Source organism: Paenibacillus chitinolyticus NBRC 15660, from assembly GCF_000739915.1.
Taxonomy (GTDB): Bacteria; Bacillota; Bacilli; order Paenibacillales; family NBRC-103111; genus Paenibacillus_F; species Paenibacillus_F chitinolyticus.
The window spans coordinates 41,970-63,063 of the sequence record NZ_BBJT01000015.1; the positions used below are offsets into that span (position 1 = coordinate 41,970).

The following is a 21,094-nucleotide window of genomic DNA, read 5'->3' on the forward strand; positions in this document are numbered from 1 at the left end:
TTCGCCGGTTAAAATCAATTGAACCGCTCCGGTGAAAAAGGAGTCAGATCCAGAGAGGACCTTCCATTAACGGTCAGATCCCGCAAAATTTCGCCCACGACACTCGCGAATTTGAACCCGTGTCCGGAAAAGCCCGCCGCCACGCTCACATGCGGATGCCCGGGCAGCCGTCCGATGATAAAATCCTCGTCCGGCGTACGTTCGTACAGGCAGACCTTGCCTTTCAGCAGCACACCCGAGGCGCCCGGGAGGTACGCTTCCATAAAGGCGCGAAGCTCCTCCTCGTCCGCGGCCGTTCGTCCGAACGGATGCTTCGGCTCTCCGGGACTCACGGGAATCCCCTCGTCGTGCCGGCCTACCTTGACTCCCGAACCGTCGAAGTCGGGGAAGCCGTAATATTCCCCCAGCCCCGTATGGACGGTAAAGCCCGGAAAGCCGGGGGACCGGTAAAGCCCGCTGCCGGCACGGAACCAAGCCACTGTTTTGCGGATCGCCGTCACGGGAAGCGGCCGGCCCGGCAGGATGCCCGCGGCCGCGGCTCCGGCCGTGACGATCAGACGGCCGGACGCGAAGGTTCCGGCCGGTGTCGTCACGGCCGCTTCGCCTCCGTCGAGCCGCACGGACCGGACAGGCGTATCCGTCAGCAGCTCCGCGCCCGCTTCCAGCGCCAGTCTCCGGTAGACGCGCAGGCAGGCTTCGCTGAGCAGCACCCCGCCGTCCGGCTCGTAGAGGCCGCTCCAGCCCTCCGGCAGAGAGAAGCCCGGCCACCGCCGGTGGATGTCGGCGGCATCGAGCTCCTCCAGCGGAACGCCGTACCGCCGCGCGTTGGCGATCTTGCTCCGGTGGTTGGCCGTCTCTTCGCGGCTCACGTTCAGCACGCCCGTAGTCCGCAGCAGCGTCTCGCCGGATAGGCGCTCCAGCTCTTCCCACAGCTTCTGGGCGCGCAGCGCAAGGGGCACGTACGCGGAGGCTCCGCCGTAGGCATGGCGGATGAGCCTCGTTTCCCCGTGATGACTGCCCTCCTCGTGCGGGGGATTGCCCGCATCGAGGAGCAGCGTCCGCACGCCGCTTGATGCGAGCTGATAACCCGCGCTCAGGCCCATCGAACCGGCTCCGATAATGATCACGTCGTAACGGGTGCGCATGGCGGTATCTCCTTCCTTGCTCTTCATTACCTTGACGTTAGCATCCTGCTTGAGATGGTGTCAATGCGCAGCCAAGTACGGAGCATATTAGCCACGCCCAAGCTGTTCCACACATGCCTAACCGTAACGCTCCCTATACTTACCCCCATGCGGGATGTCGTCGACAACCGGAATACCCGGCATTTTATATTCGCCGCCTGGAATTTCAATGGAAGATTTCATGAAAATCGCCCGGCGCCTCCAGCGCTCCGCAGGCCTCTAACGGCTAACCCGAAGACCCTTCCGGCCAAGCTGCTCCGGAAGGGTCCTCGGGATCTTTTTCAACTGCGCCGCCGTGAGGACCTGTCAGGAAGGTTCCGGCACGGTGGAGTGCTTTTCCTCGTAACGATCGTGCGCAACTTTGTTGCCTTCTTCCAAAATAACCACTTTGGGCACGTGGTTCGCCGCCGTTTCCTCACTCATCAACGCGTAGGAAATAATGATGACGACATCGCCCGGCTGCACAAGCCTTGCCGCCGCTCCGTTCAGACAGACGCATCCCGATCCCCTGGGACCCGTTATCGTATACGTCTCCATCCGAGATCCGTTGTTAAGGTTCACGATCTGAACCTTTTCATTGGGCAGGAGGTCCGCAAGCTCCATCAGATCTTCGTCGATCGTGATGCTTCCTACATAGTTCAGATTGGCCTCCGTAACGGTGGCCCGGTGGAGCTTGGATTTCATCATCGTTCTGAACATGCCGCGCGTCCCCTTTCCTCGTTCTTTACTGGCCTTCGCCGTAAGCCTTGATACGGCGGTACATCGTTTTGTCTTTGAGCTTCACGAAATGAGACAGGGCCGGATATAAATTCCCTTCGAAAATCCATGCATTTCCGCGCTTGTCCAGCCCGATATCAATGCCGTAGATGACCTGCCTCGGAAAATGTTCCGTCAGCGTCTTCGCGCATGCAAGTGCGACCCCATCGATCCGTTCCTGCAGCGCTTTCCGGGACAGCCTGTGAAGCGAAGAGCGGCCGAGCGCTTCGTCCAGAAGCAGGAGCTGGCCCTTTCTGGATGTGTTCGAAACGAAATAGCCGCTGCCCACGACTTTCGCCACTCGCCCGGTAACAACCCAGCGGCGCGAATTTTTTTTCCGCTGAACGATAATACGCAGATCGAAAGCCCTCTCCCCGACCGTCGCCCGGTCGATGCTCTGCTGGACGATATAGCCTTGAGAGCCGATTTGCTTCCTCAGAAAAGCGTAAGTTTCCCTCCTGCCCGCCAGCTTGATCTTGCGGTTTTCATGCTGCACTTCGTACCGGCCGTCGGGCAGGCACGACACATGGAAAATGCCCTGCCCCTGCATCCCGCCAACGGGTTTGACAACGACCCGGCCGTACCGCTCCGACATTTCCCGGAAGGAACGTTCCGACATCGGACTCGTTGCCGGCAGATGAGGAACAAGCCCGGCGGCATTTCTCATAAACTTGTATTTGGACCACTTGTTAGACCTCGCGGGAACCGCCATGCTTTCGGCCACCTTTCCGATCTGGATAGACTTTCTTTCATAGACCGCTCCTTTATATATATGAGAGCGGGTACCGGATGGAAAAGGCGTCTGTTCTAGCGGCCGCTGTGCAACCGGCCCTATTTTTCAAAGATCGGGAAAGAGCCTTCAAGCGATAGGGCAAAATAGTTTCTTATCCGTTTCAAAGCCTGAACGGCTTCCGTAAACTAAAGTAATGTTTTTCAGGTGTGACAGCGAAGCGGAACTCCTCTATAGAAAGAGAGAATGTATGAAGAAATTTTTTGCCAATCTGTGAAAAAGGATGGATAACGGTGAGTCATTATCAAGTCATATGGAACGGGCCCGTGCTGGGCGACAACGGAATCGGAACTGCCGGCCGTGAATATGTGCTTGCGCTGCACCGGTTGGGCGTTCATGTCAAAGTAACCCCCGCGCGCAGGCGTTCGTCCCTCTCCACCCCATCCAAAAGGCTCATGCTTGCCTTGGCCCGCAGGCCTCTGGTCCGGAAGAAGCCGAAGGTGCTGGTTTACCATCGCCTGCCGCATACTCTGAATATCGCGCAAGCGAGAAAAAAGTACGACTATCTCATCTTGAATGCGGTCTGGGAGACGACGAAAATCCCCCGGAACTGGCTCCCGAACATCAACCGGTTCGACGCCGTTTGCGTGCCGTCCGTGCAGAACAGAATCGCCATGAGAAGAAGCGGGGTCCGCGTCCCCGTATACATCGTTCCGCATGGAGTGGATTCCCGCGCGTTTAATCCCCGGAACAAGAAGCTGGCCGTGACAAAAAAGGGCGCCTTCCTGTTCGTCTCCGTCTTCACCTTCCAGCACCGCAAAAATCCCGAAACCCTGCTCAGGGCTTTCTGGGAGGAATTTTCCGCCCGGGACCGCGCGGCGCTGCTGATCAAAACGAGCGGATTCAGCTCGAAAGAATCGGGCGCATGGATCCGCGGCCGCATCGCGGCCTACAAAAAAGAGCTGGGAATCCGGCACAAGACGGCCCCCCTTCATCTCCTGACCGGCTCTGCCAGCCCCCGTACGGTGCGGGGAGTCTATACCGCAGGCGATGCGTTCGTGCTTCCTACGCGCGGAGAAGGCGTCGGCCTGCCGTTCCTAGAATCGCTGGCCAGCGGAACTCCGGTCATCGCGACAGGCTGGGGCGGTCACATGGACTTTGTGACAAGGGCCAATTCCTTTCTCGTCCCGTATAAGCTGAAACCGCCCGCAGCCGGTATGAAGAAAGCGATCTCCCGCTCCTTCCGCCACTTGTTTGCGCAGAAGGGGCAGCTTTGGGCGGAGCCGGATCTCGACTCTCTTAAAAAACAGATGAGACACGCTTACGAGCATCCCGCGCTGTGCAGGCAGAAGGGACTCCGGGGGCGCAGGGATATGAGCCGGTGGACATGGGCGCGTGCCGGACACGCGATGAAAAATGCCATCGAGAAGACGATCGCCTCCAAACGGCGGCGTTGAGGCTAGTACGGCGCGTGTAAACGGAGGGTGCGTGTAGGAGCCTTTAAGGCATCAGGTGAGCCCAGGCAAAAATCGCCTGGCGCAACAGCAAAAAGACGTTCCCGGATCGGAAGCGACCCGGGAACGTCTTTTTTGAGAGATGAATTTACTCGTCTCGAAAAAAAAGCACCCTGCCGGAAGTTTCCGGCAGGGTGCCCAGCTCGGAGCGGCAAACGATTACTGCTCCGAAACGATATAAGCCTGATACTGATCGGCGGTCATAAGCCCGTCCAAGGCTTCTTTGCCGGAAATGTCGATTTCGGCGACCCAGCCTGCGCCGTACGGGTCCGTATTCACCAGCTCCGGGGATTCTTCCAGAGTGTCGTTGATTCGGGCGACCGTTCCGATAACGGGACTAATCAGGTCGGAGACCGTTTTGACCGATTCCACACTGCCCAGCATATCGTCGGCCTTGACGGAAGCGCCCGTTTTCGGTAGTTCGACGAATACGATGTCGCCGAGTTGCTCTTGTGCAAAAGGGGTCATGCCTACACGGATTTTCGTATCGGATAGCACTTCGACCCATTCGTGTTCTTTGGAGTATAACAATCCGGATTTTACTTCGCTCACGTTATTACCGCCTCACTTTTGACTGCCGTTAATAAATTTAGCTTACCCGAATGAAAACGGCGAAGTCAAGCCGGGAGCGGGCAAAGTTCTTTCCTTGTATTGACAGCTTATTTAAAGGGTGATACCATCCTGATAAATTCCTACTTTTCTGATTGGAATAAATAATTTCAAGGAAGGGGTTCATTCCATGTACGCAGCTACACGACTTAACGCCACCCGGTTCGGCTCCGCCCTTGCCGCTGGCGCTCTGCTTCTGACATTGTGGTCCGGCCAAGCCCACGGGCAGGGAGCAGGTGCTAGGGCAGCAGCCCCGCTGACGGCAGAGCAAACCACTCTTTTGTCGGAGGAATACCGGCAGTTCTTGAAAGACCAGTTCGGCTATACGCTGCCGTCCGTACCGACAAAGGGCGACTTTGTTAAAGCTCTGGCCGCTGTTCTTAACCTGGAGCCGTCAGGCAAACCGAATCCTTTTCAGGACATTAAGGAAAGCAGTCCCTATTACAAATCCGCTCTGGCGTTGTACGAAAAAGGAATCCTCACCCAAGACAGGCTCGATGGCGATCAGCCCCTCACCCAGAGTACGGCCGTGTACATCGCCGTGAAAGCAGCCGGTTTAAAAGAGCTCGCCTATACCTATCCCGCCGAGAAAGCGGCACGTTCGCTCGCCAAGCTTCATACGGACGATGAAATCTCGCAGTTGACGCCGCAGGCCGCCCAGGAACTCGCCGCAGCCGCGGATACGGAGCTTCTGCCTGCCGGGCTGCACGAAGCTTTTCAGCGTAATGAGCCTGCTTCCGCCTCTTACGCGGAAATTTTGCTCGGACGCGTGCTGGAATTGCAGGGCCTGTACAAGCATGAGCTGGGCCGTGTCTCCGATCCGGACATTCTCCGCCAGGTACGCGACGCATGGAATGTGCAGAACCTGATCCAGCAGCCCGATCTGCAAAACATCGTGGACCAAGCACTGCAAGCCGATCTGATTACCGGCTACAACGTAAAAGACGACCGGTACACGCCCCGCTTTGACAGCGCGCGTTCCCTTACATACGGACACAGCGAAATCGACCACGCCCTTCAGCTGATCGGTCTCCTGCGCAGTGAAAATATTGATGCCCGCGTCCAGTTGGAGCCGAAAACCTCCGCTTTTATTTACTTGAAAGAATGGGGAGAGCCGGTTCAAACCGACGATTACAAAGTTGTGAAGATCGACAACGGGAACTACATAGCCTATGCCAAGGAGTATGACCTTTCATTCGAGTTCGCCACAGCCCAGCAAAAAGACCGGTTCCAGGAAATCGTCCTGAAATACGCCAAGAAGAACAGCGAAGACCAAAGCGGCCTTATTGCTCATTCTTGGTGGCAGCCGCTTTATTATTCCCGAACCGAGCTGCCGGATTACAAAGTCATTGCCAACAATAAAATCACTAAAGGCCACTACTATGCCCAAACCTTTTCCCTGGCCGACAAACCTGAAGCCATTGCCGAGGGCATCCGCAAAATCAGCCCGGCTACCAAAGTTGAGTCTTACCGGTTCTGGGTCGACGAGCCTTTTTACAACTATTTGATCGGAGAATATAAGTAAAAAGACATCCGTACACACTCAGTCTATCTGTGAAAACAAAACCCTCGGAAAGAGAAAAGGCGGCGAGCCGATTCTCTTTCCGAGGGTTTTTTTTGTGCGAAAAAAAACTCTCTGCCGCAAGACAGAGAGCCCGGAAAAAATCACGAACGCGGGTTAATCCAGTTTTTCTATCGTGATCTGGGCGTTCGTTCCCGTGCCGCTGAGCGTTAACGTCAACCCGGACACGGAAACCGTAAGGCTTCCCGTCGTTTCCGCTTGGAAGAGCAGATCGCCTGTCAATACGCCTCCCGCCAATGCCAGTGAAAATACCGAGTCACTCGGCTGCGGCACTGCCGTCCCGCTGAAACTTGCGGCTACCGAAGACAGCAGGCTGAGCGTTTCCGTATAGATGAGAAAACTTACCCGGTAATAGCCCAGTTCGTTGATCAGAAAAGTCGTCGTCGGCTCAGTTGGACTGAACGTAATAGCCGTCCCGTATTGGACGCCGGCCGTATTGAACGGAACCAGTCCCCCTGCGGCGACCGATGTCCCTCCCGTATTTCCCCGGCTGGCAAACGAGGTGAGACCGGTTCCCGCAGTACCGTCGGCGCCTGTGGCTCCTGTCGGTCCGGTAGGTCCTGTTGCTCCATCGGCTCCCGTGACACCTGTCGCTCCGTCAGCTCCGGTCGCACCTGTCACTCCGTCGGCTCCCGTGGCTCCTGTCACTCCAGTCGGCCCGGTTGCTCCTGTCACTCCGTCAGCACCGGTCGCACCCGTTGCTCCGTCGGCTCCCGTGGCTCCTGTCACTCCGTCAGCTCCGGTCGCTCCTGTCGCTCCATCAGCTCCGGTCGCACCCGTTGCTCCGTCGGCTCCCGTTGCTCCTGTCGCTCCATCGGCTCCAGTTGCTCCAGTCGCTCCATCAGCTCCCGTGGCTCCTGTCACTCCATCGGCTCCCGTGGCACCTGTGACTCCGTCGGCTCCCGTTGCTCCTGTGACTCCGTCGGCTCCCGTTGCTCCTGTCGCTCCGTCGTTCCCAGTTGCTCCTGTCGCTCCAGTCGGCCCGGTCGCACCTGTCGCTCCATCAGCACCCGTGGCACCTGTCGTTCCATCAGCACCCGTGGCACCTGTCGTTCCATCAGCTCCCGTGGCACCTGTCGTTCCATCAGCACCCGTGGCACCTGTCGCTCCATCAGCCCCCGTTGCTCCTGTCGCTCCGTCGGTCCCAGTTGCTCCTGTGGCCCCATCGGCTCCCGTTGCTCCTGTCACTCCATCGGCTCCCGTTGCTCCTGTCGCTCCATCGGCTCCCGTTGCACCTGTCGCTCCATCAACTCCCGTTGCACCCGTCGCTCCGTCAGCACCGGTCGCACCTGTCGCTCCGTCAGCTCCAGTTGCACCTGTCGCTCCGTCAACCCCCGTCGCTCCTGTCGCTCCATCTGCCCCCGTCGCTCCTATCACTCCGTCAGCTCCGGTCGCACCTGTCGCTCCGTCAGCTCCAGTTACTCCTGTCGCTCCGTCAGCTCCAGTTACTCCTGTCGCTCCAGTCGGCCCGGTCGCACCTGTTGCTCCATCGGCCCCGGTCGCACCAGTCACTCCGTCAGCTCCGGTCTCACCTGTCGCTCCATCTGCCCCCGTCGCTCCTGTCGCTCCGTCAGCTCCGGTTACACCTGTCGCTCCATCAGCCCCCGTGGCACCTGTCGCTCCATCGGCTCCCGTGGCTCCTGTCGCTCCATCAGCCCCAGTAGCACCTGTCGCTCCATCAGCCCCCGTAGCACCTGTCGCTCCATCAGCCCCCGTGGCACCTGTCGCTCCATCGGATCCCGTGGCTCCTGTCGCTCCATCAGCTCCGGTCGCACCTCTTGCTCCATCGGCTCCCGTGGCACCTGTGACTCCGTCGGCTCCGGTCGCTCCTGTCGCTCCATCAGCTCCGGTCGCACCTGTCGCTCCTGTCGGCCCGGTTGCACCTGTTGCTCCTGTCGCTCCATCAACTCCCGTCACACCAGTCGCTCCGTCAGCTCCGGTTACACCTGTCGCCCCGTCGGCCCCGGTTGCCCCTGTGACTCCGTCGGCTCCCGTGGCTCCTGTCGCTCCATCAGCCCCAGCTGCACCCGTCGCTCCATCAGCCCCAGCTGCACCCGTCGCTCCATCAGCCCCAGCTGCACCCGTCGCTCCATCGGCTCCCTTGGCTCCGGTCGCTCCATCAGCCCCAGTAGCGCCTGTCGCTCCATCGGCTCCAGTAGCACCCGTCGCTCCGTCAGCCCCAGTAGCACCTGTCGCTCCGTCAGCTCCGGTTGCTCCTGTCACTCCATCAGCTCCGGTCGCACCTGTCGCTCCAGTCGGCCCGGTCGCACCTATCGTTCCGTCAGCTCCCGTGGCACCTGTCCCTCCATCAGCACCGGTCGCGCCTGTCGCTCCATCAGCACCGGTCGCGCCTGTCGCTCCATCAGCTCCAGTCGCACCTGTTGCTCCATCTGCCCCAGTTGCTCCTGTCACTCCGTCAGAACCGGTTGCACCTGTCGCTCCATCGGCTCCCGTTGCACCTGTCGCTCCATCAGCTCCCGTTGCTCCTGTCGCTCCATCGGCTCCAGTTGCACCTGTCGCTCCTGTCGACCCGGTTGCTCCTGTCGCTCCGTCAGCTCCAGTTGCTCCTGTCGCTCCGTCAGCTCCAGTTGCTCCTGTCGCTCCGTCAGCTCCCGTTGCTCCTGTCGCTCCTGTCGGCCCGGTCGCACCTGTTGCTCCATCGGCTCCCGTTGCACCTGTCGCTCCATCGGCTCCGGTCGCTCCTGTCGCTCCATCGGCTCCCGTTGCTCCTGTCGCTCCGTCAGCTCCCGTGGCTCCTGTCGCTCCTTCAGCTCCCGTGGCTCCTGTCGCTCCTGTCGGCCCGGTCGCACCTGTTGCTCCGTCGGCTCCCGTGGCTCCTGTCGCTCCATCGGCTCCCGTGGCTCCTGTCGCTCCATCAGCCCCAGTAGCACCCGTTGCTCCATCGGCTCCCGTGGCACCTGTCGCTCCATCAGCTCCAGTTGCACCTGTTGCCCCATCAGCTCCCGTGGCACCTGTCGCTCCATCGGCTCCCGTGGCTCCTGTTGCTCCATCAGCCCCTGTGGCACCTGTCGCTCCATCAGCCCCAGTAGCGCCTGTTGCTCCATCGGCCCCCGTGGCTCCGGTCGCACCAGTCACTCCGGCCGCTCCGGTGGCACCTGTTGCTCCTGTCGCTCCATCGGCTCCAGTAGCGCCTGTAGCTCCATCAGCCCCAGTAGCACCCGTTGCTCCATCGGCTCCATTTGCACCTGTTGCCCCATCAGCTCCCGTGGCTCCCGTACTTCCAGCCGGGCCGGACGGGCCGGTCGGACCTGCGGGGCCCGTTGCCCCTGTCGCACCCGTAACGCCCGATGCGCTTGCACTTGCATTCACGACAAAGACTTCGTCCATCAATACGTTCGATGAATTTTGCAAAGGCGAAAGAGTCACCAGAAAAGAGGCATAGGCCGCATTCGCAGGGACCTCACCGGTTACCTCATATAGCATTTTCCAGGATCCGGTTGCCACATCGGGAAGGGTTCCCTGCTGGATCGTGCTGGCTATTCCGTACGAAATGAACAAATACGAGGAATCATAGTAAGCCAGCGCTACGTTAACTTGCGGACTCGTTCCGGTTCCGGTTTTCGCGAAAGAGGCCGAAATCGAGTAGCTTTCTCCCGGCAAAGCAAAAACCGCCTGAACGATCCCCGCTCCTACATTTCCACCCGTCAGCAGGCAAGCATATGCGCCAACCTTGGGATTTGTACTCACCGCAACGGCATTATAGACTCCCCAGGCATCCGTGCTTCCCAGCTCGAAGCCACCGTTTTGAATCAAATTGTTAAATAAAACGGTCATTACCTCACCTCCACTATTAATCTATTAACTGCGGACGTATTCGGTTTGTAGAGTTACCCTGTGCAAAAAAATTCGGGCTCACGTCAAGCCCTCTTCTTCTCCTAGATGCACGAAATGCTTTTCGGGGCAAAAGGTTTTAACCTTCTCGACGATGAGGCTCGGATTGTAGCCCGTTTTTTCCAGTTCGACCGCAGAAACTTCCAAATTCCATTTATTTCGGAATATTTCCGCATTGTAGAGGCCTTGTTCGTTCCAGGCGAGTCCATTGGCCGTAAAAGTCGCGTGACCGTGATGATGGACGTAAACGTCGCAGGCAGCCCACAAAATTTTTCCGCTAAGCCGGGCACGAAGGCAAAAATCGTCATCTTCATACCCGCCGGGGTAAAAACGCTCATCGAAGCCTCCGATGGTTTCAATCAGTTTTTTATGAAAAAGCATGCAAAAACCGATCAGCCGATGCGGATAAAAGCCGATTCCGATGTTTTGCTCTCTCCACTTGCGCGCAAACCGCTGCATCTCGTCCATGGTCTGATAAGGGTCCGGCTGAATCCGCTGAATAGGCGCCACATTGCAGGAAACAGGTCCGACGATGCCGATGGTCCGGTCCCAACCGAGCCAGCCGCGCAGCCCTTCCAGCCAATTTTCCGTAACGACGACGTCGTTGTTCAGGAGCAGCAGATAGTCTCCCTTAGCCGCCCGGATTCCCTGGTTGCAGCCCCCGGCAAAGCCTTTATTCACAGAGTTGGCAAGCACGGTCGCATTCCGGACCGTTGATAAATAAGCCAAAGTCCCGTCGGTCGATCCGTTATCCACAAAAATAAATTCGTACGGCAAAGACGTGTACTTTTGTACGCTTTCCACACAAGCCCGGGTATGCTTGAGCCCGTTCCGGGTCAATATAATAATCGAAGTCAAAGCTCCCATTCTCTCACTCCTTTTTCGGATCCCTGCTAGAATATGTGCGCGGATAAGAGACAGTTTGGGTCTTGAGAAAAACAAACTTTCGTACAAAAAAACTTCCGAAAAGAAGCCCTCTTTAACCCTCTTTTTAACCCGGAAATAGTTTCGGCCGGTTTTGATAAACTGTAACCATTATGGTAACTTAGCTAAGAGAGCAAAGATCCCTCAAGGGAATAAAGGAGAGACATTCATGGAGCTTAAGAACAAAACGGCTATCATTACCGGGGCCGGCAAAGGAATCGGCAAAGCGGCCGCGGCCGCTCTTGCCAAAGAAGGCGTTAACCTCGGGCTTCTGGCCAGAAGCACAGCGGATCTGGAAGCCCTTCAGAAAGAGCTTTCCGGTACATACGGAGTCAACGTTTTCTATGCTTCCGCCGATATTTCGAAACCATCTGAAGTGCAGCAGGCCATCTCCTCCCTGACCGGAGAGCTCGGCCATGTCGATATTTTGATCAACAATGCGGGAATCGCCCAATTCGGCACGGTGGCGGATATGGACCCCGAGCAGTGGGAGCGCATTATTCAGGTCAACCTCATGGGAACCTACTATGTGACGCGTGCAGTCCTGCCGGGTATGATCCAGCAAAACAGCGGAAATATCATTAATGTGGCCTCTACGGCCGGAGAACGCGGTTTTGCAACCGGATCGGCTTACTGCGCCTCCAAATTCGGAGTTCTCGGTCTGACCGAAGCGCTTATGCAGGAAGTCCGCAAATCCAACATCCGTGTAACGGCGCTTACGCCAAGCACCGTCAATACCGATTTGGCGAGCAATGCGGGCCTTAAAATCGGCGACGAAGACCGGATGATGCAGCCGGAAGACGTAGCGGAGCTGATTACTACCACGCTGAAGCTTCCTCCGCGTGTATTCATCAAGACCGCCGGAATCTGGACAACCAATCCGCAGTAACGGCCGGTTTTAAGGCTTTTCCGGAAGTTCGGCCGGGCAGCCCCAAAAAACGGAAACCGCAACAAGACCTCTTCCGTTCCAAAACGGAGGAGGTCTTTTGGTTGATTTTCTCGTATTAAAAAAATAGCGGGAAGGTTAACTACATATAGGGTCAATAACTTAGTCCCCAAAATTTCAAGAGTTTATTTTGACAGTCGATTTAGGGAGGGAGCTTTACATGAGCGCAGCGGACGTGGACGTGAAAACATTCTTTTTCAAAGAAGACGGCGACATTCCGAACCATCCCCATTTGCCCGTGCTTCTGTACAGCGGGGTTTTCTCGGAGAACGCAGAGCAGACGGAGAGGCTGTTTAACCGGCATAACTGGCTGAACAGCTGGACCAACGGCGTGTTCGATTACCATCATTACCACAGCAACGCGCACGAGGTACTGGGCGTCATTAGCGGAAGCGCGGTAGTCCGGCTCGGCGGCGAGCATGGAGAGTCGGTAGAGCTGAGGACCGGCGATGTGGTCGTGCTGCCTGCCGGAACCGGGCACAAAAAGTTGTCGGGCAGCCCCGACTTCAAGATCGTAGGGGCCTATCCGGACGGCATGGAGCCCGACCTTCACAAAGAGAGCGCAACCCCCGCCATCCGGGAAAAAATCCGCAGCGTTCCCGTGCCAGACACCGATCCGGTTTTCGGTGAGGAGGGGCCGGTCCTCCGCTTGTGGAAATAAAAAGAACGGACCGGGTATGGAGATGCCGGTCCGTTCTTTTTATGAGATTCTATGCGCATGAGCGATTCCGGTCGGATTGCGGGAGTGCCGTAGACGCCGTTAGCGACGCGCTGACGTTGCTCCGGCAGCTATTCCCGCCGGAGTACGAGCGGCTTAGGCGGTGGCCGCAGAGCGGGCAGGCTTCGGCCTCCGCATCGGGTCCGGGCCGCCCCGGGACGGCCCGCCGGTCAGCGGGCAAGCCTTCGCCGGCAGCTCGGCCCGGCAGCGGGCCCCACTCCGGCGCCCTCAACGGCCGGCCGTGCGCACGGCCGTTTCCCGGCGGCCCGCCGTCATCGGCGCCCCGCACAGCGGGCAGGCCTTGACCGGCGCACCGGAGGCCTTGCCCGCTGCGGGTTCGCCGGCGGCGATCCGCACCCAGGCGTTGCAGCCCGGCCCGGTGCAGAGCCACGCGGGCACCGTCTCCGTGCGTACCGGCGCGGCCGGTGCGCTTCGCTCCGGTGCCCGGCCGGACGCCGCCGCGGTGCGGCTCACCGCCGTGACGGTCCGCTTGCCGGAGGACGGCTGCGCGCGCCGGCCGGAAGCCGGCGTATCGCCGCTCCGCCCCGTAAAAGCGGACAACACGAACCGCGAGACGCCCGCCTTTCTTCCCCTGTACAGGGAAGGCGAGCTTACGATGAGCTCCTCGCGGGCCCGGGTCACGGCCACGTAGGCGAGGCGCCGTTCCTCTTCGAGATCGGCGGCGCCGTCCACCGCTTTCGGGTCAAGTACGGAGCTGTGGGGCAGGCTGCCCTCGCAGGCACCGATCAGGACGACCACCGGAAACTCCAATCCTTTGGAACGGTGAATGGTCATCAACGCGACCCGGTTGCCCTGTTCCTCGGAGAGATGGCGGCCGCTCTGCCTGCTCCGGGACAGCACATCGTCCACGAATAAGACGAACTCGGCCGTGGTGCGAAACCGTTCCGCCGACGTTTCCAGTTCGTCCAGCATCTCCTTGAGCATTTCCTTGTGCTGGGTCGGTTGCTTCCGCCCATCCGTCTCGACATAGGCGTCGTAGAAATGCACGCGCATTTTGCGGATCGCGTCTATGGGCTTCAGCTTCTTCAGCTCCCGGATCAGTTCCAGCCTAGTCTGGATCTTCTCTATCTGGAAGTCCTTCTTGTCCGGCATGGACAGCAGATGAACCAGCGGCCCTTTCTTCGGCTGCCGCGCCTCCTGCTGGCGGATATACGCCATCCCGTGCTCGCGGTTGATGTACAGGGATGGCAGTACTCCCTCCATCGCCTCGAAGTCGCGGCGGTTCAGAGACAGACGCATATGATCGAGAACGGGCTTAATCAGCCAATGCTCGTACAGCAGCTGCCCGTCCCCGTAATCGATATAGGGGATTTCGCGCAGAACGAGCTGCTCCAGCAGAGCCCGATTGTTACTTGCGGAGCGATAAAGCACGGCGTAATCCCCGTAACTCCGTTTCCCCCGCTCCACATCCTGCCGGATACGGGTGAGGACGATTTCCGCCTCCTCGTCAGTCGTTAGCGGGCGGATGTACTGGGGCCGGGCACTGCCTGCGTTCGCGGCTTTCAGCGTCTTCACCCGCCGCATCTTGTTGTGCCGGATGATTTCGTTCCCGAGCCCGACGATGGATGCCCCCGAGCGGTAATTAATCGCCAGCGTGATCACCTTGGCGGACGGGAACTCCTTTTCGAAATGAAGAATAAATTCACTCCGCGCCCCGTTAAACGAATAAATCGTCTGATCGTCATCCCCCACCACCATCAAATGATTCTGCGGCGACGCAATCATGCGGATCAGCTCGTACTGGATGCCGTTCGTGTCCTGGAACTCGTCCACCATGACATACTGGAAACGGTTTTGCAGCGAGCGCAGCAGGCTCTCGTTCTCCTTCAGCATCCGGTACGCCCGGAGAAGCACGTCGTCGAAGTCGATTTTGGCGTTGGCCCGCTTCCACTCTTCATAGCGGATCAGGATGCTGCGGATTTCCTTCTCTTCCTTCGTCTGCTGCGGGAGACCCTGCAGCTCCGTACGGTTCATTTTATAAGAGGAAAGCAGCGTCAGAAGCGTCTCGGGCTGATACGTATCGGGAATGCCCAGCTCCCGCATAATCTGCTTGAGCAGGATGTGCTGCCTGCGCGTCTCGTTAAAAATCTCTTCTTGGACGCCTTGGCTCCTTATGACCCGCAGAAAAAAAGAGTGAAACGTCCGCGCTTGAAGCCGGGAAGCTTCCTGGGCCGTTATTCCCGGCAGTGCGGCGATGCGTTCTCTCATTTCGGCGGCGGCTTTGCTGGAAAACGTGACAAGCAAAATGCTCGCCGCCCGGATCCCACGCACCGCGAGCAGATAACCCGTCTGGCAGACGAGCACGGACGTCTTGCCCGAACCGGCGCCCGCCAGCGTGAGCAGCGGTCCTTCGAAGTGTCTCACCGCCCGGATCTGAGGCTCGTTCAGGGCGATGCCCTGCGCCTCCAGGCGGCGGAAGTAAAAAGCGTCCCGTTCTCCGTCCGGGACCAGTTCTCTGCTTGTATGTGCGGAAGCCATGACGGCTTGCGGAATGTTCGTGTGTCCCGTACCCGGAGGCACGGTGTAAAAAGGGGCCTGACTCAAAACCGTTCACCTTCAAATTCTGTCTTTTTTGTCCTCTAAGCTGCTCTGTGCAAGCATTGCCGCAAAGCTCACCCTAGAACTATACCACTCCCCGGGCGATGAGAATACACTCCGATAACAATTTGTAACATAACTGCAATCCAGTTTTCATCTTCCTTTAATATAAAAGCCCTATACTAAAACTCGACCCCCTTTTAATAAATAAATCTTAAGACCCGCGGCCCGTTGCTGCGGGTCTCTTTCTTTTCAAAATTGGATCGCCTATCCATTTTTTTCGTTCCTACGGAAACAATTCGGCCAAACTCCCCGAACAGTATAAAAGACGGGCCGGAATCAAGCCGGCCCCTGTCACTCCCCTGCAGCCGCCGATAAGCGTGGGCGGACGCTTTTGATGACCATCGTAGGCCCTAAAGTCCCTATCGCACGTACACAAAACGTGGTCATAAAAACAAGAGGAGGTTTTCCTTCAACCATGAAAAAAATGCCTATACTTTTATCTGCCGCCGCATGCGCCATCGGCCTTGTCAGCACGGCCCCTTCGGCCTCGGCCATGTCCTTGGCCAAGGGAACCCAGAGCGAGCACGTTCTGGACCTGCAGGAGCGGCTTGACGCGCTCGGTTACTTTGACGCGGGCGTCACCGGCTACTACGGAATGAAAACCGCGGAGTCCGTGAAAAAATTCCAGCGCGCTTACGGTCTTCCCATCGACGGCGAAGCCGACTCGAAGACCCTCGGCAAGCTGGAGAAAGCGGCCGTGCCGAAGCAGAACGCCCTGGAGCAGATGGCGCGCATCATTTATTCCGAGGCCCGCGGCGAGTCCTACCAGGGACAGGTTGCGATCGGCGCCGTCGTCATCAACCGCGTGCAATCCAACCAGTTCCCGGATTCCATTCCGGGCGTCATTCACCAGCCGGGGCAATTTTCCGCCGTCCGGGACGGCCAGTACTGGCTGAAGCCTAACGAAACGGCTTACAAAGCGGCACGCGCCGCTCTGAACGGCTCCGATCCGACCGGGGGCGCGCTGTTTTACTACAATCCGGACGTTGCCACTTCGTCCTGGAGCAAATCGCGTCCGAAAACGGCCGTGATCGGAAACCACGTCTTCACGGACTGATCGAGCTTTCATCATACAGGGCATCACCTACACAGGTCCCCGCACGCTAAAAAGCCAACTTTGCCCCGACCACGCAAAGTTGGCTCTTTCCTTTTTATTCGGCTTTACTGCATGGGCAGCCAGCTTACTTTCCAAATGCCTGCTTTGTTGCGGGTCAGACTGAACGCTTGTTTGTCCTCCGGTGAAGGTGAACCGGACCCCCGCTTCGTCATGACAATGTACGCGGAATCCCCGCTGATTTCCTGGTACAGCGTGTAGTCCTTCCGCAAGACGTCCCATTTCTGTTTCGCCTGTTTATCCGCATCCGGTTCCCTGCCGATATCGCTCAGGTATTCTTCCCGGCCGGGCGTCGCGTAATCGCTGCCCTTAATCAGAAGGGCATAGACCGTTTCCCAGTCCCCTTTTTCCGAAGCCATCACGTAATAGCGGAAAATATCAATCGGCTCCAGCCCTTTGAGCCGGTCGTCCGTTCGGGTTTTGGTGAAGTCTTCGTAGCGGTTCAACATTTCCTCCTGGGTGAAATACCACTGAGGGTCTGTGTCTTCCTTACGTTCCAGCCCCAGAAACGGATTCGGGAGAAAATCCGATTTATTGATTTTTGCCGTATAAGTGCTTTGAGAACGGATCCTGTAAAACCCGTCCGCTTCCCCTTCGATCACAATTCTTGCGCCCGGGTGCAGGTAGGCCGGCGTACCGGAAGGGGACAAAGCCTCGACCCTTTCTTTGAGCAATCCTTCTTGTGCAACGGAAGAATCGTAGACTCCCACGTTCTCTTTGGGCACCCACTTATCCCCCACATATTTGCGGCCGTCATAGGAGAACACATTTACGCAAACCCAATCCCTGTAGTCTCTTATGACTTCAACCACTCTGCCGTACTTCAAAACGCCGCCGGAAGGCTTCGGTTCTCCGGGATACAGCGAAAAGTTGACATCCTGCATAATAACGCCGTAATAGGGAGCCGTCATCGTCACGACGGGCCTTTCCCTCAAAAACTGGCTCAGCCGCACTTCCTTAAGCCGCTTCTCCGCGTCTTTGTTCAGGTACCATTCCGGAATCCAGCGCTTCTCACCGATTTTTACGAACCCGTTCCGCTTCTCCAGAACCGTAACGGCGTTCTCGGAATTTACCGTCGTCTCCGTTTCCTCATCGCCAAAAGCTTTTGGCTCGGACACGACTGCCGCGTCTCCTTTGAGATAGAACGTCCCCGTCTCCTGCTGCAAAGGAGGCACAGTCGCCTGCGGCGGCTCCGTCGGCTTCACGAACCCGGACCATGCCTTGGTTACGGCGGGCTCCAGTTCCCCCCGGAACAGGAACGCGGCTGCCGCCACGCACAAGAACACAGCCGCCAATACGGGCAGCGTCCTTCTTCTTTTGGGAATGGTCAGCTTACGCACACGGCCGCCCGGCGCGGATTCCGCCGTCTTTTGCTCGATGCGGTATATATCGTCCATCGTGAAGGTTTTTCTTGTAAAAGGTCCCGATTTCAGCTTGTCGTACCATTCCGGCTTAGGCCCGTTCATAAGCAGACTCCTCCTTCCAGGCTTCCGACATTTTTCTGCGTGCGCGCGACAGCCGTGATTTCACGGTTCCCTCCGACACGCCGAGCACCAGGGCGATTTCTCCCATCGTCATGTCGTATTTGGCATCCAGTACGAGCACTTCCCTGAATTTTGCGGGAAGCTTCATCACGATTTCCCAGATCTCGTCCGTGAAAGCCGCCTCCATCACTTCACTCTCCGCCGACGGATGGCTGCTGTTTGGCCGTGCCCGGCCGACCAGAATCACCCTGCGCATGAAAGCCGTCCGCATATGATTGCGCGCCGTATTCCGGGTGATCGCGAACAGCCACGTTTTGACGGAAGCTTTCCCTTCGAACGTATTCAGATGGCGGAAAACGCTCAAAAAAACATCCTGCGAAATATCATCCGCCATTTCCCTGCGTCCGGTCAGAAAGAAGGCGTAGTTCCACACGTCCTGTCCGTAATCCAGCATCATCGCCCGAAAATGTTCTTTTGCCGGTTTTCCCTCTTCGTTTCTCTGCTGAACCCCCAACGCCTTCACCCCCACCCATTAGACAACAGAAACCGCGGAACCGTTCCCGCTCCGGAAAGTTTTTTTGAAAAAGTTCTATTCGTTCGGGCCCGCGCCGCTTTAAAGAGCCTGATGTGACATCGCGTAACGGTCGTCATCCATATACACTTGACCGTCCCATGCTTGACCCCTATCCGCTGAACCGCAAAAAAAGCCGCCGGGAGGCAGCCGTTTCAGTCAGATCCGTTTTCAAGAGGAACGGGTTGCGCCCCGTCTTCCGTCCAGGTCTTGTAGGCATCTATATTGGCTTCGGAATCGTCGCTTGCATCCGACGTTTTGTAATAACGGGCGGAATAGGCATGCTCCGCGTCCGCCTTATTGTCATCCGTATTGAGGAGTAAATGGAACTCGGAAATTTCCAAATTCCATTTCACACTGCGGGCAATTTCCCGCATATGCTCGGGCGTGACGAACGCCTTCACGGCGGCCAGTACGGCAGCATGCGTTTCCGGGTCCGGCTCCCCTTTCCAGTCCACTCTGCAGGTTACATCAGGCCGGGTAAACGTACAGTAGAGCCCTTTGTACCCTTTGAGGTTCTTCTTCATGGACTTGGCGGCAACCCGGATGGTATCCGTTTCCACGCTGTGGGTCACACTACATGCGGACAGCGCCGCGACAAGCGGCAGCACAAAAACGCTCCGCCGTATAAAAGCCCGCATTTTGTTCGAATTGCTCTTGGAAATTGGCGGGTTAAAGTCCCGTTCGATCCCTTCCTGCATATAGCGGCCCCTCCTTGCGTCTTATAACTTCAGGCCCATCCGCTCTTTGCCTCCCGGACTTCTCCGTCCCTTGACGGCTCTGAGCAGCTCTGAGCAGCTCTAAGCGGCTCTCAGCGGCTCTCAGCGGTTTTTATCCTTTCATCTCTTTCCGGCTATCAGTACGATCTTACCAAGTTTTCGCTTATAATAGAACTAACTGTAACAGTCCGATCAACATTTATCTTATGCTCTGATAAAAAGGAGATTACGCCCATGAATTCCGTTATCGATCTGCTTACCCGGCACCGCTCTATCCGCAAGTTCAAACCCGATCCGATTCCCGGGGATCAACTGCAAGCGATTATCGCTTCCGCACAGATGGCCTCGACTTCAAGTAGCGTTCAGGCCTACACCATCATTGCCGCCACCGATCCCGCGCTGAAAAAAGAACTGGCCCGGCTCGCCGGCAATCAGGCCTACGTCGAGCAGTGCGGACTCTTTCTCGTGTTCTGCGCCGACCTGAACCGGCTCCGCAAAGCAACCGAGCAGTCCGGCGAAGTGTTCCACCAGAACACCGAAAGCTTCCTCGTTGCCTCGATGGACGCAGCGCTGGCCGCGCAGAATGCCGCAATCGCGGCCGAATCCCTCGGCCTGGGCATCTGCTACATCGGAGGCATCCGCAACAACCCGGACGGCGTCGCCGAAGCGCTGAAGCTCCCCGAGCTCGTCTACCCGGTGTTCGGAATGTGCGTAGGCGTGCCGGACCAGGAGCCTTCCCTCCGTCCCCGGCTTCCCCAGACGGCCGTTCTGCACGAGAACGGCTATCAGAGCGACCGCTCGGACGAAGGAGTCCGCCGGTACGATGAGACGACGCGGAAATACTACGAGGAACGGACCGGAGGCAAGCAGAGCATCACCTGGTCCCGGAGTATGGCGGACAAGTACCGTCAACCGGTACGCGCTCATTTGAAGCCGTTTCTGGAGAAACAGGGGTTTAGACTGGAGTAGTTCCGTACTCCTGGATAAACAAAAGACCCCTTCTTTTGGGGTCTTCATGCCGCTAGGCATGACTTTATTTGGCCCGGTGAACGGTCAAGTTGACCCGGTTGGTCTCACACATGAAGGTGGAGAGGTGAACCGGCTCATCGTTCGCGTCGAAAGCAATTTTTAAGATCCGGAACAGATTCGCCCCGATATCACATTCAAGCAGCTTCGCGTAATCTTTGGTCGCCCCAATGACATCGATGATCTTATCATTGCTTACAATTTCGGTCTGATAGTCCTCTGACAGAATCTTGTAGGTCGATTCGTTCATCGCAATCTTCTTCTCCAGATCGGGAAACCGGGTGAGTGAATAATGGGCAATATCATAGAAAAGAGGGCGGTCATCCACGTACATCAGCCGCTCAAGCTCCAGCACGGGACTGCCTTCCTCAATCTGAAGATGCCCGGCTACGTCCTCCGAGGCCTGAATGACCTCACTCCGGAGAATCCGGGAATTCGGGATCATGCCGAGTTGATGGCTAAACTCCGAGAATCCGCTTACAGATAATAGCTCATTGTGGAACTTGTTCGAGGCCACAAAGGTGCCTCTGCGGGGAATCCGCGTCAGTGTGCCGTCCCGCACCAACTCCTCGATCGCTTTCCTGATCGTAATCCGGCTTACATTATAAGTATCACAGAGCTCCGCCTCGGTTGGTATCTGTTCATCCGGTTTATATCTTCCTTGCTGGATATCATTCTTCAACATTTGCCGGATCTGCATATACAGCGGCTGGGGGGTTGAAGGATTTAAATTCATCGTTCAT

Annotated in this window: 17 protein-coding genes; 6 read left to right on the top strand and 11 right to left on the bottom strand. The window is 57.5% G+C overall.

From position 1 onward, the window contains the following. Window positions 1-14 precede the first annotated feature (14 nt). The 3 genes from solA to PCH01S_RS25665 all read right to left on the bottom strand — a co-directional run bounded on the left by solA (window position 15) and on the right by PCH01S_RS25665 (window position 2,652). Entirely contained in the window at window positions 15-1,145 is a 1,131-nt protein-coding gene (gene solA, locus PCH01S_RS25655) for an N-methyl-L-tryptophan oxidase (RefSeq protein WP_042234571.1), read from the bottom strand. Between the two features lie 345 nt (window positions 1,146-1,490). Then, a complete protein-coding gene (gene panD / locus PCH01S_RS25660; RefSeq protein ID WP_042234573.1) occupies window positions 1,491-1,883 on the bottom strand; it encodes an aspartate 1-decarboxylase in 393 nt (130 codons plus the stop codon). Window positions 1,884-1,908: 25 nt separating this feature from the next. Next, entirely contained in the window at window positions 1,909-2,652 is a 744-nt protein-coding gene (locus PCH01S_RS25665; protein ID WP_042234575.1) for a YheC/YheD family protein, read from the bottom strand. Window positions 2,653-2,963: 311 nt separating this feature from the next. On the opposite strand from PCH01S_RS25665, the gene PCH01S_RS25670 reads away from it, so the two are divergent. Next, window positions 2,964-4,127, top strand: coding sequence for a glycosyltransferase family 4 protein (locus PCH01S_RS25670; protein WP_042234577.1), 1,164 nt, complete (start codon window positions 2,964-2,966; stop codon window positions 4,125-4,127). 216 nt (window positions 4,128-4,343) lie between these two features. Here the strand turns inward: PCH01S_RS25670 and gcvH are convergent, their stop codons facing one another. Continuing rightward, window positions 4,344-4,736, bottom strand: a complete 393-nt coding sequence (gene gcvH, locus PCH01S_RS25675; protein ID WP_009673270.1) for a glycine cleavage system protein GcvH — start codon at window positions 4,734-4,736, stop codon at window positions 4,344-4,346. Window positions 4,737-4,923: 187 nt separating this feature from the next. On the opposite strand from gcvH, the gene PCH01S_RS25680 reads away from it, so the two are divergent. Beyond that, complete coding sequence (locus PCH01S_RS25680) at window positions 4,924-6,318, top strand: hypothetical protein (protein WP_042234580.1); 1,395 nt, start codon at window positions 4,924-4,926, stop codon at window positions 6,316-6,318. A gap of 153 nt (window positions 6,319-6,471) precedes the next feature. On the opposite strand, the gene PCH01S_RS30005 is transcribed toward PCH01S_RS25680, so the two are convergent. Next, window positions 6,472-10,170 (bottom strand): NTTRR-F1 domain, encoded by a 3,699-nt coding sequence (locus PCH01S_RS30005; RefSeq protein ID WP_084706681.1) that lies wholly within the window; start codon window positions 10,168-10,170, stop codon window positions 6,472-6,474. A 78-nt stretch (window positions 10,171-10,248) separates the two neighbouring features. Continuing rightward, window positions 10,249-11,094, bottom strand: coding sequence for a glycosyltransferase family 2 protein (locus PCH01S_RS25695; RefSeq protein ID WP_042234583.1), 846 nt, complete (start codon window positions 11,092-11,094; stop codon window positions 10,249-10,251). A 226-nt stretch (window positions 11,095-11,320) separates the two neighbouring features. Here PCH01S_RS25695 and PCH01S_RS25700 point away from each other — a divergent pair, with 226 nt between their 5' ends. Together PCH01S_RS25700 and PCH01S_RS25705 are read left to right on the top strand one after the other, a co-directional pair. Further along, window positions 11,321-12,040 carry a 3-ketoacyl-ACP reductase gene (locus PCH01S_RS25700; RefSeq protein ID WP_042234585.1) on the top strand — a complete coding sequence of 240 codons (720 nt, stop codon included), beginning with the start codon at window positions 11,321-11,323 and terminating at the stop codon, window positions 12,038-12,040. Between the two features lie 217 nt (window positions 12,041-12,257). Continuing rightward, window positions 12,258-12,758 carry a cupin domain-containing protein gene (locus PCH01S_RS25705; protein ID WP_042234587.1) on the top strand — a complete coding sequence of 167 codons (501 nt, stop codon included), beginning with the start codon at window positions 12,258-12,260 and terminating at the stop codon, window positions 12,756-12,758. 285 nt (window positions 12,759-13,043) lie between these two features. Here the strand turns inward: PCH01S_RS25705 and PCH01S_RS25710 are convergent, their stop codons facing one another. Then, window positions 13,044-15,380 (bottom strand): ATP-dependent helicase, encoded by a 2,337-nt coding sequence (locus PCH01S_RS25710; protein WP_042234589.1) that lies wholly within the window; start codon window positions 15,378-15,380, stop codon window positions 13,044-13,046. 472 nt (window positions 15,381-15,852) lie between these two features. Here PCH01S_RS25710 and PCH01S_RS25715 point away from each other — a divergent pair, with 472 nt between their 5' ends. Then, window positions 15,853-16,494: a cell wall hydrolase gene (locus PCH01S_RS25715; protein WP_042234591.1), complete on the top strand. Its 642-nt coding sequence runs from the start codon at window positions 15,853-15,855 to the stop codon at window positions 16,492-16,494. A 104-nt stretch (window positions 16,495-16,598) separates the two neighbouring features. Here PCH01S_RS25715 and PCH01S_RS25720 read toward each other — a convergent pair whose 3' ends face one another. The 3 genes from PCH01S_RS25720 to PCH01S_RS25730 form a co-directional block, all read right to left on the bottom strand. After that, window positions 16,599-18,017: an SH3 domain-containing protein gene (locus PCH01S_RS25720; protein WP_042234593.1), complete on the bottom strand. Its 1,419-nt coding sequence runs from the start codon at window positions 18,015-18,017 to the stop codon at window positions 16,599-16,601. Beyond that, window positions 18,004-18,489: an RNA polymerase sigma factor gene (locus tag PCH01S_RS25725; protein WP_042234701.1), complete on the bottom strand. Its 486-nt coding sequence runs from the start codon at window positions 18,487-18,489 to the stop codon at window positions 18,004-18,006. Before PCH01S_RS25725 ends, PCH01S_RS25720 begins: the two co-directional genes overlap by 14 nt. 272 nt (window positions 18,490-18,761) lie before the next feature. Next, entirely contained in the window at window positions 18,762-19,307 is a 546-nt protein-coding gene (locus tag PCH01S_RS25730; protein ID WP_042234595.1) for a hypothetical protein, read from the bottom strand. A 252-nt stretch (window positions 19,308-19,559) separates the two neighbouring features. On the opposite strand from PCH01S_RS25730, the gene nfsA reads away from it, so the two are divergent. Next, on the top strand, window positions 19,560-20,294 hold the full coding sequence (gene nfsA / locus PCH01S_RS25735) for an oxygen-insensitive NADPH nitroreductase (protein WP_042234597.1): 735 nt from the start codon (window positions 19,560-19,562) through the stop codon (window positions 20,292-20,294). Between the two features lie 64 nt (window positions 20,295-20,358). Here nfsA and PCH01S_RS25740 read toward each other — a convergent pair whose 3' ends face one another. Further along, on the bottom strand, window positions 20,359-21,087 hold the full coding sequence (locus PCH01S_RS25740) for a GntR family transcriptional regulator (RefSeq protein ID WP_042234598.1): 729 nt from the start codon (window positions 21,085-21,087) through the stop codon (window positions 20,359-20,361). Between the last annotated feature and the right edge of the window lie 7 nt (window positions 21,088-21,094).